Below are 14,392 nucleotides of genomic sequence, written 5' to 3'. Positions count from 1 at the left end.
GTTTCCGACATGTTGCGCTGGCTCGCGTCGCCGTCCTGGGCGGCGCTTCCGCGCGATGACATGCGCCATTCAGTTCGTGCTCGGCTGCTCCGAGTGCCACGACCGGAGAAACGCTGTGCCCCTGTTCCCCCATGCCCCGAATGCCTTCGACCTCGTCAAGTCGCTGAGCGCCCGCAACTCGCAGACCCGACTCGCCGTGACCGCCGCCATGATGGTCGGCGCGTTCATGTTCAACAGCTCGTTGCCCGCGGAAGCGGCACCTGAGCAGGCGCCTGCGCAGCAGATCGAAGCGGTCCAGGAGTTGGAGGTCGAAGCGGCCTCCGTTCCGGCGCCGACTCAGCGCGATGACTACGGTGTCACGAAGTTCGCTCTCGTCAAGTGGCCCGTGCCCGCCGGCAGCAAGATCAGCTCCGGCTTCGGCGGACGGTCGGCACCGTGCGCCGGCTGCTCCACGAACCATGACGGAGTCGACTTCACTCCAGGCGCCGGCACCCCCGTCGCAGCGCTGGCGGACGGCGTCGTGACCGAGGTGGGCAACCCCTCCGGCGGTCTGGGCGTGTACGCCATGATCGAGCACGTCATCGACGGTGCTCGCTACACCTCGGTGTACGGGCACATGCAGCTCGGGTCGCTGAGTGTCGCCGTGGGGCAGCAGGTGACCGCCGGACAGCAGCTCGGACGGGTGGGCAGCACCGGCCAGAGCACCGGGCCGCACCTGCACCTCGAGCTCTGGGACGCCGCTGACGGCCGTCTCGACCCGCTCACCTTCCTGCGCAGCAAGGTCAACGCCTGACCCGTGGCCTGACCGCATCCTCGCTGCGCATGCGCTTGGATGGATGCTGTGAGCCACAGCCCTGAATCGCGCCCGGGCGAGGACTCCACCCCCTCGCCCCATGTCGAGCAACCTCCGGCGACGCCAACCGCTGCCGAGATCCGCCGTTGGCGGCGATACCTCGCAGACGAACGCGCCGAGGGTGCGGTGTATCGCGACCTCGCCGAACGCCGGACAGGGGAGGAGCGCGAGATCCTGCTCGGGCTCGCAGCGGCGGAGCAGCGCCACGAGGCCCACTGGCTGAGCCTGCTCGGCGAGCACGCCGGTCCCGCACGAAAGGGCGCTCTGCGCACTCGGCTGCTCGGTTGGTTTGCGCGGCGCTTCGGCTCAGTGTTCGTGCTCGCACTCGCGCAACGCGCTGAATCGCGCTCGCCATACGCGACCGAGCATGCAGCGACCCCGGCGATGGCGGCCGACGAGCGCATCCATGAGGAAGTGGTCCGGGCGCTCGCGACCCAGGGGCGCACAAGGCTCGCCGGCAATTTCCGGGCTGCCGTGTTCGGCGCGAACGACGGCCTCGTCAGCAATCTCGCCCTCGTGCTGGGTATCGGTGCCACGGGTGTGTCGCCGCAGACGGTGCTCTTCACCGGCATCGCGGGTCTTCTCGCCGGCGCCCTGTCGATGGGTGCGGGGGAGTACGTCTCGGTCAGCTCTCAGCGAGAGCTTCTCCGCTCCAGCGAACCGCATGACGACGCTGAGGGCGTCGTGCCGAGGCTCGACGTCGATGCCAACGAACTCACCCTCGTGTACCGGGCACGGGGCATGACGCCCGAGGACGCCGAGCTGCGCGCGCGGCAGGTGATCGCCAGCCACACCACCGGCGCCACCGGACCGGTGCCGCTCGTCGTCGCCGGTCACGACGCCGTCGGATCCGGCATGGCGGCCGCGGTGTCGAGCTTCTTGTTCTTCGCCTCGGGGGCCATCATCCCGGTGCTGCCCTATCTGTTCGGCCTCTCCGGCTTCTCAGCGGTGATCATCGCAGCGGCCCTCGTCGGTGTCGCCTTGCTCATCACCGGGGCGATCGTCGGCGTGCTCTCCGGCGCTTCGCCGCTTGCGCGGGCGTTGCGCCAGCTCGCGATCGGATTCGGCGCTGCGGCCGTCACCTACGTGCTCGGGCTCGCCTTCGGTGCGGTCCTCGCTTGATTGCTCCGACGGGGTTCGCGGAACTCCGTAGCAGCCGACGGCGGCGGAGCGGCCCTCAAGCAGCGACTGCTTCAAAGAGCGCCGGCATCCAGTAGTAGAATCGCTGCTGAACACGGGAGTCCGGTGAGCCGGGCTGAGAGGAAGCTTCTCCAAGCTTCGACCGTCGAACCTGATCTGGGTAATGCCAGCGCAGGGAGTGACTTCTCAATCTTCCCGTGCCATTCCGAAACCTCTGAGGAAAGGGCACGAATCGTGACCACGCAATCAATCCGTCCTACCCGCTCGCTCCGCTGGCGGGTCGTCGACATCGTCGTGGCCAGCGTCATCGGCGTCGCCTGCGGCGTGCTGTTCGTCGTCTGGAACGTCGCGGACAACGTCATCGGCGATCCGCTCAAAGCGCTGCTGCCAGGACTGCAAGGCCTCTCGCATGGCATGTGGTTGATCGCCGGCGTGCTCACGGCGATCATCATCCGCAAGCCGGGCGCCGCTCTCTATGGCGAACTGCTCGCGGCGGTCGTCTCGGCGGTCGTCGGCAACCAGTGGGGCTGGCTGACGCTGGTCTCGGGGCTCACCCAGGGGCTCGGCGCCGAACTGGTCTTCGCGATCTTCGCCTACGCGAACTTCAGGCTGATCCCGGCACTGCTCGCCGGTGCCGCATCGGGTCTGACCATGGCCATCACCGACCTCGTGCTCTGGTACGCGGGAGCGGGCGCGACCTTCAGCACCGTGTACACCATCGCTTCCATCGTGGGTGGCGTGCTGCTGGCAGGACTGCTCGCCTGGCTGCTGGCGAAGGCGCTGGCACGCACAGGGGTGCTGGATCGGTTCGCCGCCGGCCGAGAGGTGAAGGCGGCGGTCTGATCATGACGGCCACCCCTCGGGGCGCGCGTGTCGTGCTGCGCGGTTTCGGCTGGCGGCACGCGACGCGCAGAGCCCCGGCACTGAGCTCGATCGACCTGGTCATCGAGCCGGGAGAGCGTGTTCTGCTGCTCGGCGCCTCGGGCTCTGGCAAGTCGACCCTCTTGCAGGCGCTCGCCGGGCTGCTCGGCGACGACGAAGGCGACGCCGGCGGCTCGCTCGAGGTCGAAGGCGGTACTCGCGGACTGGTGCTGCAGGACCCCGAGAGTCAGGTGATCCTCTCGCGAGTGGGCGACGATGTCGCCTTCGGCCTCGAGAACCTGGCAGTTCCACGGCAGGAGATCTGGCCGCGAGTGCGGGCGGCGCTCGACGAGGTGGGCCTCGACGTGCCGCTCGACCGCCCGACATCCGCGCTGTCCGGTGGGCAGCAGCAGCGCCTCGCGCTCGCTGGGGTGCTCGCGATGCGTCCCGCGCTGCTGCTGCTTGACGAACCGACCGCCAACCTCGACCCGGAGGGCGTGCAAGAGGTGCGACGGGCCGTTGGCGAGGTTGTGGCGCAGCACCCTGTCACGCTCGTGGTAGTCGAACACCGGGTGGAGCTCTGGCACGATCTGGTCGACCGTGTGATCGTGATCGCGGGCGGCGGCGTGGCGATCGACGCCCCCGCCGCCACGGTGTTCACCGATCACGCCGACCAGCTGTGTGAGCTCGGCATCTGGACGCCTGCTTCCAGTGGCCTGAACGGTTCACAGGGCGCCGCGCGACCGATGGGCCCGGGCAACGCGCCGCGCGCGCTTGGCGATCACCCACCACTGCTCGCGGCGGATGACCTGACGGTCTCGCGAACGCCTGGGGTAGCGGTTCGCGGCGGAATCCATGCCGAGGTGCGAGCAGGCCGGTGCCTCGCGATCACAGGGCCGAATGGCAGTGGCAAGTCGACGACCGGGTTGACCCTCGCCGGCCTGCTGCCACCCGAAGACGGCCTGGTGCAGGCGAGCGAAGGGCTGCGCCAGGGAGCGAGCGCGCAACCGCACCGTTGGCGCAGTCGAGAGCTCCTCACTCGGGTCGGTGTGGTCTTCCAAGACCCGGAGCACCAGTTCCTCGCGACGACCGTGCGCGCCGAGCTCGAGGTCGGTCTGAAGGCGTTGCGGATGCCGAAGTCAGAGGCCGATGCGAGGGTCACCGAACTCCTCAAGCGCCTTCGACTCGAGCACCTTGCCGAAGCGAACCCCTTCTCGCTCTCTGGCGGGGAGAAGCGCAGGCTGAGCGTCGCCACCATGCTGGCGACCCGACCACAGGTGCTGGTGCTCGACGAGCCGACGTTCGGGCAGGACGCCGCGACGTGGAGGGAACTCGTCAGTCTCTTGCGCGAACTCCTGGACGCCGGCACCGCGGTGGTCGCCATCACGCACGACGAGCGCTTCGTCGCGGCGCTCGCCGACGACGTGCTGCACCTCGACAGGAACGAGGGGTCCCTCGCGACAGCAGGTGCCGCGATCGACGACGGATCGCGAGCACGGCCATGACCGCCCCTCACGTGATCGCACGCCACGACGCCGAGTCGTCAGCGCAGAGCTCGTGGTGGACGAGTGTGAATCCCATTGCGCGCCTCGGGGCGGCGTTCGCCATCGCGCTGTGCCTCGTGCTCACGATCGACTGGGTGTCGGCCGCGACCGCGCTGGCGCTCGAACTGGCGCTGTTGCCCTTTCTCGGCATCCGACCCGCACAGTTCTGGCGCCGTACCTGGCCCGTATGGCTCGCTGCTCCGCTCACCGGGCTCACGATCGTGCTGTACGGCGAGACCTCTGGTCGCGTGTGGTTCGAGTTCTTGTTCGCGCGAGTGAGCGATGGATCGATCTCCCTCGGCGTTGCAACCATGCTGAGGGTGCTCGCGATCGCGCTGCCCTCCGTCGTGCTCTTCATCGGCGTCGACACCACACGGCTCGCTGACGGGCTGGCGCAGATCGTGCGCCTGCCGGCCAGATTCGTGCTCGGCGCGCTCGCGGGTCTGCGCCTCGTCGGTCTGCTCGTCGAGGACTGGCGCTCGCTCGAACTCGCTCGCCGCGCCCGCGGCGTGGGAGATACGGGACGCCTGAGACGGCTGGCCGGTCAGGCCTTCTCACTGCTCGTCATCGCGATCCGCCGGGGGAGTCGGCTGGCCACGGCGATGGAGGCGAGAGCGTTCGGAAGCTCCAAGGAGCGCTCCTGGGCGCGCCCCTCGAAGCTCGGGTCACGCGAGGTCACGGTCATGCTTCTCGGATTCTTGGTCGGTATCCTGAGCATTGCATCATCACTGCTCGCAGGGACATGGAATTTCATTGCTAGTTGAACCGGCCGAGGCCTCCGTCTATCAGCGCGAGATCGAGCAGCAGCTCGATCGTCTGCTGAGCATCCGCGAACCGTTGCGGATGCTCGTCGATGGCCGCGCGGGCTCAGGCAAAACCGAGTTCGCACGCGCCCTCGTCGCGTCGCTCCCCGGCGCACAGCTCGTCTCCCTCGACTACGTCTACCCGGGTTGGGGCGGGCTTGATGAGGGGAGCGTGCAGGTTGCGGAAGAACTGCTCAGCTCCACCCCGCGCTGGCTGCCCTGGGACTGGGAGACGCTCGCGCTGGCGGACGAATGGCGCATGCTCGACCCTGACCTCCCGATCGTCATCGAGGGCGCAGGCGCCGTCTCGCGGCTGAGTCGTCCGAAGGCGCACTTCGCTGCGTGGGTGACCTACCCGGATGCTGGTCGCCACAAGCGCGCCATCGATCGCGACGGCGACTGGTTCGCACCTCACTGGGACATGTGGGCAGCGCAGGAAGAGCGGTTCATCGCGCGCGAGCAGCCGCACACGCTCGTCGACATCGTGATCCACGGCGAGAACTCGGCCGAAGTGGGCGCGCACATGGGCTCAACGCTCGCTGCGGCGCTCGCTTAGCGGCTCTCGTTCCTCAAGGGCTGAAAGCACCCGCGTCCAGCCCGCGGACGATCTGGTCCGGCTGGAGGTTCAGGCCCAGCCGAGCCGGTGCAGTTCCTCATCGTCGATGCCGTAGTAGTGCGCGATCTCGTGCACGAGCGTGACGTGGATCTCCTGCCGCAGCGTCTCGAGATCGTCGCAGAGCTCGAGCAGCGCCTCTCGGTAGAGCACGATGCGGTCAGGGAGCTCACCGAAGCCGTACTGCCCGCGTTCAGTGAGGGCTACCCCTTCATAGACCGCGAGCAAGTCGAGCGATCCGTCCTCCGGGCGGTCCTCCACAACGAACACGACGTTCTCGAGGCCGTCGACCATGTCGTCGGGCAGGGCATCCAGCTCCTCGATGACGAGCCGTTCGAAGGACTCCTCGTCGAGCTCCAGGCTCATCCGCGACGATCCATGGCAGCGATCAGCGACTCCTGCACGTAGGCCAGCCATTCGAACGCGTTGCGCAAGAACTGCCGCTCCTCATCGCCGTCCGCACCGGCGTCGTATTCTGCGGCACCCATGGTCGCCTCGACGGGTCTCGCCGGCGCCGATCCGTTCGATGTCGTCTGAGGGCCTCCGCCCTCATCGAGACCCAGCCGTGAAGCGAGCACGAGGCGCAGGTCGGTCAGTGCCCGCAGCCAGTTCCAGGCCTCGGTCTCGTCCAGCCGCACGCGTTCGTCCTGCATGCGGACCGCGAGCCCACGGGCAGCTGCGATCTTGTTCTCTGCGAGCTCGCCCTGCGTGAGTCGACGGAATTCGGATGCCGACCCCTCGTCGTCGCGATAGGCATCCGGCAGCAGCCGCGCCACCGCGGGATCACGGCGGTCGCGATCTTCGACGAGCCGGGCGAGCTGGCCGGCGAGCTCTGCCAGGATCGCTCGCTCGATATCACTGAACTCCGCCGCGAATGCGTGCCCGTCCCAATGCCAGAGCATCATTGCGGAACCTTCTCGACAGTCGCCCACAGTCCGTAGCCGTGCATCGCCTGCACGTGCACCTCCATGGCCTCGCGCGGACCTGTCGCGACGGTCGCCCGGCCCTCGTTGTGCACCTGCAGCATGAGCTTCTCCGCCTCAGGGGCGTCGAAGCCGAAGTAGCTGCGGAAGACGAATGCGACGTACGACATGAGGTTGACCGGGTCGTTCCAGACCACGGTCGACCACGGCTGGTCGAGCAGGAGCTGCTCGTCAAGCTGAGGATCGTCGAGGGTGTGGAGCATTGCTCCAGCCTTGCAGGTTCGGCCTTCGAACGCTAAGCGGATGCTGCTGCGCCCACGATCTCGGGAACACTCTCAGGCAGACAAGAACGAGGCTCGAGCCCCGGCCAAGGGTGGAGCCTTGGCCGGAGGTCGAGCCTCGTGTGGGGTGAGCGACGGGACTCGAACCCGCGACATCCGGCACCACAAGCCAGCGCTCTACCAACTGAGCTACGCCCACCATGGGGCCGATTCGAAGATCGGCACCGACGAAGAGTCTATTACATCCGCGCGGCCCACTTGTCCACGATGGCCGCCGAGGTCTGCTGCAGTTCCTCGGAGGTGGGCCCGGGTTCAGCCACGAAGCCCGCACGACGGTAGTAGTCGAGTTCCCGGATGGATTCGAGGATGTCGGCGAGCGCACGATGTCCGCCGCTCTTGATGGGGGCGTTGAAGTAGATCCGCGGGAACCAGCGCCGGCACAGCTCCTTGATCGACGAGACGTCGACGCTGCGGTAGTGCAGGTGCCCGTCGACCCGGGGCATGTACCGGGCGAGGAAGGTGCGGTCGGTGCCGATCGTGTTGCCGGCGAGCGGAGCGTGCTGCTCGTTCGGTACGTACTTGAGGATGTACTCGAGCACCTGGTATTCAGCCTCTGCAAGCGATACACCGCGGGGGAGCTCGTCGAGCAGACCGCTGGTGCGGTGCATATCGCGGACGAAGTCGCCCATCTGCTCGAGCGCGGACGGATCGGGTTTGATGACCACGGAGAATCCGGGGTGCAGGGGCTCGAGCTGCGAGTCGGTGACGACGACCGCGACCTCGAGCAACTCGTCGATCTCGACGTCGAGTCCCGTCATCTCGCAGTCGATCCAGACGAGCCGATCAGATCCGTTTGCCATCCGCTCAGTGTATCGACGGCCTCCGTCCTCGCCTGCCGGAGGGGCGGGAACACTGTGCCGCCGCCGGTGCCGCGAGCATCCTGGTCTGGTAAGAATGGGGCATGAGCGAGAACCTTCCCACCATCGCCCGCGGTGAAGAGTACGTCGTGTTCTACCGTGGCGGGGCGTACGACGGCCAGACCGATCGGCGGATCGCCACCGAGGACGGCTGGGATGACGAGATCAACGTCATGACGCTCGTGGATGGCACTGACACGATGCTCGCCTATCAATTCCAGTCCGCACGGCGACTCGGCGATCAGCTCCAGGTGACCTATGTGTGGGACGCCGCCGACAGCGACGCCATCGAAGACCCCGACGAGCGCAACGAGCACTGATTCGATCGCGCCCCCAGCAGGACTCGAACCTGCAACCTACGGATTAGAAGGCCGTTGCTCTATCCATTGAGCTATGGGGGCCAACTTCAAGAGGCTACTACGCCTACTGCCGCTGCTCTGCAGCGCCTGCTCAGAGCCGACTAGCATCGGGAACCATGCAGCGGAGCATCAACGGTCGTAGTCCTGTGATCCACGAGACCGCGTGGATCGCGCCGACTGCGGCGGTGCTCGGCGATGTGCACCTCGGGCCCAAGGCGAGCATCTGGTACGGGGCCGTGTTGCGGGGCGATCGCGATCGCATCGAGATCGGCGAGGCGAGCAACCTGCAAGACGGCGTGGTCGTGCACTGCGACCCCGGCAAGCCCGTCACCGTGGGTTCGTTCGTGTCGGTGGGCCACAAGGCGATGCTGCACGGGTGCACGATCGGCGACGGAGCGCTCATCGGCATCAGCGCGACAGTGCTGAACGGAGCGGTCGTCGGCGAACAGAGTCTCGTCGCCGCAGGCTCGGTGGTGCTCGAGGGCACCGTCGTACCGCCCCGCTCGCTCGTCGCCGGTGTGCCGGCGAAGGTGCGCCGCCAGCTCAGCGACGATGAGGTGGAGCGTTTGCGTAGCAATGCCGAGAACTACCTCGGCATCACCGAGTTGCACCGCGACTGAACGGTCTGCCCGACTGTCGCTGCGCGCTGCGGAGATGCTGCCCGGCTGGGAGCCCTCGGCGTGTCAGTCGTCGATCGGCGGGTTCGTGCGCTGACGCACCGTGCTCGCGGTAACGGGCGGTGCGTAGCCGTCGCCGTGACCGGCCCCGGCGGGAGGAGTGGCGATGGGCCCCGAGACCGGAGACTCCACCACAGGCTCGGACTCTGGTGTACTCGCGGCGGGCGACGCAGGGCTTGCAGCCTCAACGGGGGAGGCGGCGATGACGGTCGTCCGGCCGGTGCTCGGTGCGCTCACGGCGTCAGCGGCATCCGCCGTCCGTGCATCCGCCGTCCGTGCATCCGCGGGTCGCTCGGGGTGCGCAGCGCCGGCACCTGCACCTGCACCTGCACCCGAAGTGTGCAACGGGCCGGGCTCGTGCGCCTTCGCCCACTCCTGCTGCTTCACTGAGAGGTCCTGCTCAGGCGTCGGTGCCTGGAACTTCCACTGCTCGAGGTCGTACTTCAAGACCTTGCGAGCGCGCGCCGGCTTGTGCTGCCACTCGATGAGCCGGTCTCGGAACTCCTCCAGCGTCTGCTCGGCCTGAAAGCTGAAGATCGCCGAGTTCTTCTTCATCTCGGCGATCTGGTGTGCGGCCCAATCAGCCGCGATGGTCGACCCCGAGACAGGCAGAAGCCGGATGCGCGCATCCGCCTCGCTGATCAGCGTGTCGTAGTGCTGCTGCTCCACGGTCGAGAGGCTGCTCCATGTGGCAGCCTTGCGTCCCACCCCGATCAAGGTGGCGATCGCGGATGCCTTGAGTTCGCGATCCTGGAACGCCAGCAGCCTCCGGGCCGATGCGCGCCCGATCCACGCCGCGATGAGGCCGGCGATCACGATCGCAAGGAAGGGGAAGACGGCGGTGGTCAGCACGCGCCAGCCTTCGTCTGATGTGATCCAGTCAACGAGGTCGTTCCACCACTGCATGGTTCGCACCCTACAGCGGTGCGTCGCCGCTGCCCGGGCGACAGGCATTGCTACGCCAGATTGCTTCTTCAAGTCTCATGCCCCGCCTGCGCGCGTACGCTGTGATCATGCAGACGTTCGTGCTCGCCGGTGGTTGTTTCTGGTGCCTGGATGCGGTGTACCGCACGCTCGAAGGCGTCACCGATGTCGTTTCCGGCTATTCGGGGGGCCACGTCGCCGACCCGAGCTACGAACTCGTGTGCACGGGCACCACGAATCACGCCGAGGTCGTCGCGGTCACCTTCGACGAGCAGGTGATCCCCGCGGAGACCATCCTCGACGTGTTCTTCACGCTTCACGACCCGCGCCAGATGAACCGCCAGGGCAATGACATCGGCACCCAGTACCGCTCCTCGATGTTCTACGCAGACGAAGACCAGAAAGCGCTCTTCGAAGCCGCCCGCGATCGAGCGAACGAATACTGGGAGGGCGGCATCGTCACCACGATCGAGCCCCTCGGCGAGTTCTACCGAGCGGAGGAGCACCACCAGGACTTCTTCGCGAAGAATCCTGACCAGGGCTACTGCCTGGCCGTGGCGGTGCCGAAGGTGAACAAGGTGCGTGCCGCGTTCGCGAAGTACATCAAGGCAGCCTGAGCGAGCTTCGGGCGGGCGTTTCACGTCCGGCGTCCTTCGGTCGGAGTCTCCGGCCTTCTGATGCGCGACCCCGCCGCTGCTGCTGAACGAGATCGGCACGCACGGCGTACGCTCCGAAGCACGACGAAGGGAGTTCGACGATGAACGAAGGCGTGTTCGACCAGACCTGGGTCGCCATCGGCCCTGCCGGGGCCGTCGGAGCCGTGCATCGGGTCGAAGGGTCCTTCACCTTCAAACTGCTCAGCGATGGCGAGCTGCGCGGTCGTTACGACTCGCTCGAGGCCGCCAAGAATGCGCTCATGGCGGCGCTGCCGCCCGGGTCAGCACGGCCCGAGTTCCGCGAGCACTGAGCTTCGGGGCGGATCGGCGTCCTCTCCTCCCCAAACGTGTGTCGCTGCGCTTCTGCCCCTTTCGGTGCAGCGTCCGACCGCGGGTCATGCCGTGGGCCGATGCTGCTCGTACGGACCCCGGTGGCGCATCACCCGGCACGAGACGCTCGCCGGGGTCCCTTCATTCCACGAAGGGGACATCACCATGAACGACACTCTCTGCATCACCGGCACCGTGGCAACCGAGCCGAGGCATTCGATCACGACAGCGGGCTTGGAGATCACGAGCTTCAGGCTGGCTTCGACCGCTCGCCGCTTCGATCGCGAGAAGCGCGAGTGGATCGACGGTCACACCAATTGGTACACCGTGAGCGCCTACCGCCAGCTCGCTCGGCACGCGCAAGAGTCGATCCGGAAAGGCGAGCGTGTGATCGTCATGGGGCGGTTGCGCATCCGCGAATGGGAGAACGGGCAGAAGACCGGCATGGCGGTCGAGATCGACGCGGATGCTGTCGGTCACGACCTGCTATTCGGCACCAGCACGTTCACGCGAGCGATCTCGCGTTCCGAGTCCGCTCCGTCTGCTGCAGAAGAAGCAGTGGGTGATGCTGACGCCGCGATCTCCGATTGGCCTTCGACAGTTCCGGCTTCCGAACACGAGCCGGTGCCGACTCCGTTCTGACGCTTGTTTCCGCTCGCCCGCCGAGCGCCCGCCAAGTCAGGCTCGCCGACGGCCGCCTAGACTCGCAGTCGTGAACGCACGCCGAGGTCGTCTGGTCGCGCCGAGGGCAGCGCTGGTCGGCGCGGCCCTCACGCTCTTGCTCACGGCGTGCGCGCCGGAAGGCGCGGGCCAGCCTGCTCCGAGCGCAACAGCGTCGAAGCCCGCGCCCGACGACGAAACACCGTCTCCAGGCAGCTTCGAGCCGGACGCGAGCGTCGAGGAGAACCTGAGGTTCTTCGACCACGTGAACCGGCAATCGATCGGAGACGACTCCATCCCCGGCGGTCAGGTTGTGATCGACGGACTGCGGGCGCACGGACTCGGCGTCGAGGCGCTCGAAGTGACCCCCGATACGACGCCCGACGGGCATCGCGCAGACGCGGTGCAGTTCGCCGCACGCCTCGGTGACCGTTGCCTGCTCGGGCAGGTGAGCGAGCAAGGCTATTCGAGCGCGGTCGCGCCCGTGCTGGCGGGGGGCAATTGCCTCGTCGGCGTGACCCGCGCCATCGACTGGTGAGGCGCGCGGCAATACCGCTCGTGGTGCCGAGGCGGACACCGACGGGCCCCACAGAGAGCGTGCCTCGCCGACGCTAGGCTTGAAGCCATGGCCGAATACATTTACTCGATGGTCCGCGCCCGCAAGAAGGTGGGCGACAAGCTCATCCTCGACGACGTGACCATGGCGTTCCTGCCGGGGGCGAAGATCGGTATGGTCGGCCCGAACGGTGCCGGTAAGTCCACGATCCTCAAGATCATGGCAGGCCTCGACACGCCGAGCAATGGCGAGGCGAAGCTCACGCCGGGCTTCAGTGTCGGCATCCTCATGCAGGAGCCCGAGCTCGACGAGTCGAAGACCGTGCTCGAGAACGTGCAGGAGGGCGTCGGCGCGATCAAGGGCAAGCTCGACCGCTTCAACGAGATCTCCGCGGCCATGGCCGAACCCGATGCTGACTTCGACGCCTTGCTCGCCGAGATGGGCACTCTCCAGGAAGAGATCGACGCGGCGGATGCCTGGGACCTCGACTCTCAGCTCGAGCAGGCGATGGACGCGCTGCGCTGCCCGCCCGGCGACGCCGAGATCACTCACTTGTCGGGCGGTGAGAAGCGCCGCGTCGCGCTCTGCAAACTGCTGCTCGAGAAGCCCGACCTGCTCCTCCTCGACGAGCCCACGAACCACCTCGACGCCGAGAGCGTGCTCTGGCTTGAGCAGCACCTGCAGAAGTACCCCGGCGCCGTGATCGCGATCACGCACGACCGGTACTTCCTCGACCACGTCGCCGAATGGATCGCCGAGGTCGACCGCGGCCGCCTGTACCCCTACGAGGGCAACTACTCCACCTACCTCGAGAAGAAGGCCGAGCGCCTCGAGGTGCAGGGCAAGAAGGACGCCAAGCTCGCCAAGCGCCTCGCTGATGAACTCGAGTGGGTGCGCTCGAACGCGAAGGGACGCCAGGCGAAGTCGAAGGCCCGTCTCGCTCGCTACGAGGAGATGGCGGCCGAGGCCGAGCGCACGAGAAAGCTCGACTTCGAAGACATCGTGATCCCGCCCGGTCCTCGCCTGGGTGACGTGGTCATCGAGGCCAAGAACCTCAACAAGGGCTTCGGTGAGCGCGTGCTCATCGACGGATTGAGCTTCAGTCTGCCGCGCAACGGCATCGTGGGCATCATCGGCCCGAACGGTGTCGGAAAGACCACGCTGTTCAAGACGATCGTGGGCCTCGAGCCCCTCGACGGCGGCGATCTCAAGGTCGGCGAAACGGTCAAGATCTCGTACGTCGACCAGAGCCGCGCGGGCATCGACCCGAACAAGACGCTGTGGGAGGTCGTCTCCGATGGCCTCGACATCATCACCGTCGGCAAGACCGAGATCCCCTCGCGCGCATACGTTTCGAAGTTCGGGTTCAAGGGACCGGACCAGCAGAAGCGCGCCGGTGTGCTCTCGGGCGGCGAGCGGAACCGCCTCAACCTTGCGCTGACGCTCAAGCAGGGTGGCAACCTCCTGCTGCTCGACGAGCCCACCAACGACCTCGACGTCGAGACGCTGTCGAGCCTTGAGAACGCGCTGCTGGAGTTCCCGGGCTGCGCCGTCGTGATCACTCACGACCGGTGGTTCCTCGACCGCATCGCCACGCACATCCTCGCCTACGAGGGCACCGAGGAGAACCCGGCGAACTGGCACTGGTTCGAGGGCAACTTCGAGGCCTACGAGCAGAACAAGATCGAGCGACTGGGCCCGGATGCGGCGAAGCCCCACCGCTCGACGTACCGCAAGCTCACGCGTGACTGACCCGGCCGGCGTGCCTGCGCGGGCGGATGCTGCGGCATCCGCTCGTGTGCGCATCCCCGTGCAGGTGCGCTGGGGCGACCTCGACCCGTACAACCACGTCAACAACGTGGCGCTCATGCGGATCCTGGAAGAGGCTCGCGTGCGCGCATTCTGGGCTCCGGCCGCGGCAGACGAACCTCGTCTGCCGACAGCCGTGTTCCAGCCGGGAGACGACTCGCAGACGTTCATCGCGTCGCACCGGGTCGAGTACCTGAAGCCCATCGACTACCAGCGCGAGCCGCTGGACGTGCAACTGTGGCTGCAGCGCATCGGCGGGGCGAGCTTCGAGATCGCGTACGAAGTGTTCAGCTCAGCGGGTCTCACGACGCGAGCCAGTTCGACGCTCGTCGTCGTGCACGGCCCGACCGGCCGGCCGCGCCGCCTGCGGGACTACGAGCGGGCCGCTTGGGAGCCGTACGTCGGTGAGCCCGTCGCCTTCAGCCGCGCCTAGCGAAGACTCGGTTTCCTGAGCCCTGCTGCAGGGAAGCGCCTTAGGAGCGCCCC

19 protein-coding genes, 2 tRNA genes and 1 riboswitch are annotated in these 14,392 nt (G+C 67.2%); of the genes, 14 read left to right on the top strand and 7 right to left on the bottom strand.

The features are described 5' to 3' along the window. The first annotated feature begins 115 nt into the window (after positions 1-115). From ABV606_RS01455 to ABV606_RS01430, 6 genes are all read left to right on the top strand, one after another. Positions 116-793 carry a M23 family metallopeptidase gene (locus tag ABV606_RS01455; protein ID WP_353988072.1) on the top strand — a complete coding sequence of 226 codons (678 nt, stop codon included), beginning with the start codon at positions 116-118 and terminating at the stop codon, positions 791-793. 39 nt (positions 794-832) lie between these two features. Further along, the gene (locus ABV606_RS01450) at positions 833-1,975 is read left to right on the top strand and encodes a VIT1/CCC1 transporter family protein (RefSeq protein WP_435415224.1); all 1,143 of its coding nucleotides are present in this window, start codon (positions 833-835) and stop codon (positions 1,973-1,975) included. A gap of 102 nt (positions 1,976-2,077) precedes the next feature. Then, positions 2,078-2,188: riboswitch (TPP riboswitch) on the top strand. A 39-nt stretch (positions 2,189-2,227) separates the two neighbouring features. Continuing rightward, positions 2,228-2,836, top strand: a complete 609-nt coding sequence (locus ABV606_RS01445) for an ECF transporter S component (RefSeq protein ID WP_281487539.1) — start codon at positions 2,228-2,230, stop codon at positions 2,834-2,836. A gap of 2 nt (positions 2,837-2,838) precedes the next feature. Next, positions 2,839-4,359: an ABC transporter ATP-binding protein gene (locus ABV606_RS01440; protein WP_353988071.1), complete on the top strand. Its 1,521-nt coding sequence runs from the start codon at positions 2,839-2,841 to the stop codon at positions 4,357-4,359. Further along, positions 4,356-5,162: an energy-coupling factor transporter transmembrane component T family protein gene (locus ABV606_RS01435; RefSeq protein ID WP_353988070.1), complete on the top strand. Its 807-nt coding sequence runs from the start codon at positions 4,356-4,358 to the stop codon at positions 5,160-5,162. The genes ABV606_RS01440 and ABV606_RS01435 overlap by 4 nt, the downstream gene beginning before the upstream one ends. Then, positions 5,152-5,757: an ATP-binding protein gene (locus ABV606_RS01430; protein WP_353988069.1), complete on the top strand. Its 606-nt coding sequence runs from the start codon at positions 5,152-5,154 to the stop codon at positions 5,755-5,757. The genes ABV606_RS01435 and ABV606_RS01430 overlap by 11 nt, the downstream gene beginning before the upstream one ends. A gap of 69 nt (positions 5,758-5,826) precedes the next feature. Here the strand turns inward: ABV606_RS01430 and ABV606_RS01425 are convergent, their stop codons facing one another. The 5 genes from ABV606_RS01425 to orn all read right to left on the bottom strand — a co-directional run bounded on the left by ABV606_RS01425 (position 5,827) and on the right by orn (position 7,878). Next, positions 5,827-6,180 carry a metallopeptidase family protein gene (locus ABV606_RS01425; RefSeq protein WP_281487543.1) on the bottom strand — a complete coding sequence of 118 codons (354 nt, stop codon included), beginning with the start codon at positions 6,178-6,180 and terminating at the stop codon, positions 5,827-5,829. Next, a complete protein-coding gene (locus tag ABV606_RS01420) occupies positions 6,177-6,719 on the bottom strand; it encodes a DUF2017 family protein (RefSeq protein WP_353988068.1) in 543 nt (180 codons plus the stop codon). Before ABV606_RS01420 ends, ABV606_RS01425 begins: the two co-directional genes overlap by 4 nt. Beyond that, a complete protein-coding gene (gene clpS / locus ABV606_RS01415; RefSeq protein WP_281487545.1) occupies positions 6,716-7,000 on the bottom strand; it encodes an ATP-dependent Clp protease adapter ClpS in 285 nt (94 codons plus the stop codon). Before clpS ends, ABV606_RS01420 begins: the two co-directional genes overlap by 4 nt. Before the next feature lie 141 nt (positions 7,001-7,141). Beyond that, positions 7,142-7,217: transfer RNA gene (locus ABV606_RS01410), tRNA-His, on the bottom strand. Between the two features lie 40 nt (positions 7,218-7,257). Continuing rightward, positions 7,258-7,878 (bottom strand): oligoribonuclease, encoded by a 621-nt coding sequence (orn, locus tag ABV606_RS01405; protein WP_281487546.1) that lies wholly within the window; start codon positions 7,876-7,878, stop codon positions 7,258-7,260. 101 nt (positions 7,879-7,979) lie between these two features. Here orn and ABV606_RS01400 point away from each other — a divergent pair, with 101 nt between their 5' ends. Continuing rightward, positions 7,980-8,255 carry an oligoribonuclease gene (locus tag ABV606_RS01400; protein WP_281487547.1) on the top strand — a complete coding sequence of 92 codons (276 nt, stop codon included), beginning with the start codon at positions 7,980-7,982 and terminating at the stop codon, positions 8,253-8,255. A gap of 8 nt (positions 8,256-8,263) precedes the next feature. On the opposite strand, the gene ABV606_RS01395 is transcribed toward ABV606_RS01400, so the two are convergent. Further along, positions 8,264-8,336, bottom strand: a tRNA-Arg gene (locus ABV606_RS01395). Between the two features lie 74 nt (positions 8,337-8,410). Between ABV606_RS01395 and ABV606_RS01390 the strand changes: the two genes are divergently transcribed. Then, a complete protein-coding gene (locus ABV606_RS01390; RefSeq protein ID WP_353988067.1) occupies positions 8,411-8,914 on the top strand; it encodes a gamma carbonic anhydrase family protein in 504 nt (167 codons plus the stop codon). Between the two features lie 63 nt (positions 8,915-8,977). On the opposite strand, the gene ABV606_RS01385 is transcribed toward ABV606_RS01390, so the two are convergent. Then, the gene (locus tag ABV606_RS01385; protein WP_353988066.1) at positions 8,978-9,877 is read right to left on the bottom strand and encodes a hypothetical protein; all 900 of its coding nucleotides are present in this window, start codon (positions 9,875-9,877) and stop codon (positions 8,978-8,980) included. Between the two features lie 107 nt (positions 9,878-9,984). Between ABV606_RS01385 and msrA the strand changes: the two genes are divergently transcribed. From msrA to ABV606_RS01355, 6 genes are all read left to right on the top strand, one after another. Continuing rightward, positions 9,985-10,512: a peptide-methionine (S)-S-oxide reductase MsrA gene (gene msrA, locus ABV606_RS01380; RefSeq protein ID WP_281487550.1), complete on the top strand. Its 528-nt coding sequence runs from the start codon at positions 9,985-9,987 to the stop codon at positions 10,510-10,512. 140 nt (positions 10,513-10,652) lie between these two features. Further along, the gene (locus ABV606_RS01375) at positions 10,653-10,862 is read left to right on the top strand and encodes a methyltransferase (protein ID WP_281487551.1); all 210 of its coding nucleotides are present in this window, start codon (positions 10,653-10,655) and stop codon (positions 10,860-10,862) included. Between the two features lie 184 nt (positions 10,863-11,046). Beyond that, on the top strand, positions 11,047-11,523 hold the full coding sequence (locus ABV606_RS01370; protein ID WP_353988065.1) for a single-stranded DNA-binding protein: 477 nt from the start codon (positions 11,047-11,049) through the stop codon (positions 11,521-11,523). A 70-nt stretch (positions 11,524-11,593) separates the two neighbouring features. Continuing rightward, positions 11,594-12,079, top strand: a complete 486-nt coding sequence (locus tag ABV606_RS01365) for a DUF6993 domain-containing protein (protein ID WP_353988064.1) — start codon at positions 11,594-11,596, stop codon at positions 12,077-12,079. A gap of 87 nt (positions 12,080-12,166) precedes the next feature. Beyond that, positions 12,167-13,849 carry an energy-dependent translational throttle protein EttA gene (gene ettA / locus ABV606_RS01360; RefSeq protein WP_281487554.1) on the top strand — a complete coding sequence of 561 codons (1,683 nt, stop codon included), beginning with the start codon at positions 12,167-12,169 and terminating at the stop codon, positions 13,847-13,849. Then, positions 13,842-14,339 (top strand): acyl-CoA thioesterase, encoded by a 498-nt coding sequence (locus ABV606_RS01355; protein ID WP_353988063.1) that lies wholly within the window; start codon positions 13,842-13,844, stop codon positions 14,337-14,339. The genes ettA and ABV606_RS01355 overlap by 8 nt, the downstream gene beginning before the upstream one ends. Positions 14,340-14,392: the final 53 nt, after the last annotated feature.

The sequence above is a fragment of the Ruicaihuangia caeni genome (genome assembly GCF_040536845.1).
In the GTDB taxonomy this organism is placed as follows: Bacteria; Actinomycetota; Actinomycetes; order Actinomycetales; family Microbacteriaceae; genus Ruicaihuangia; species Ruicaihuangia caeni.
The sequence above is the reverse complement of the archived record's forward strand: the minus strand, read 5'-3'. Positions and strand labels throughout refer to the sequence as shown.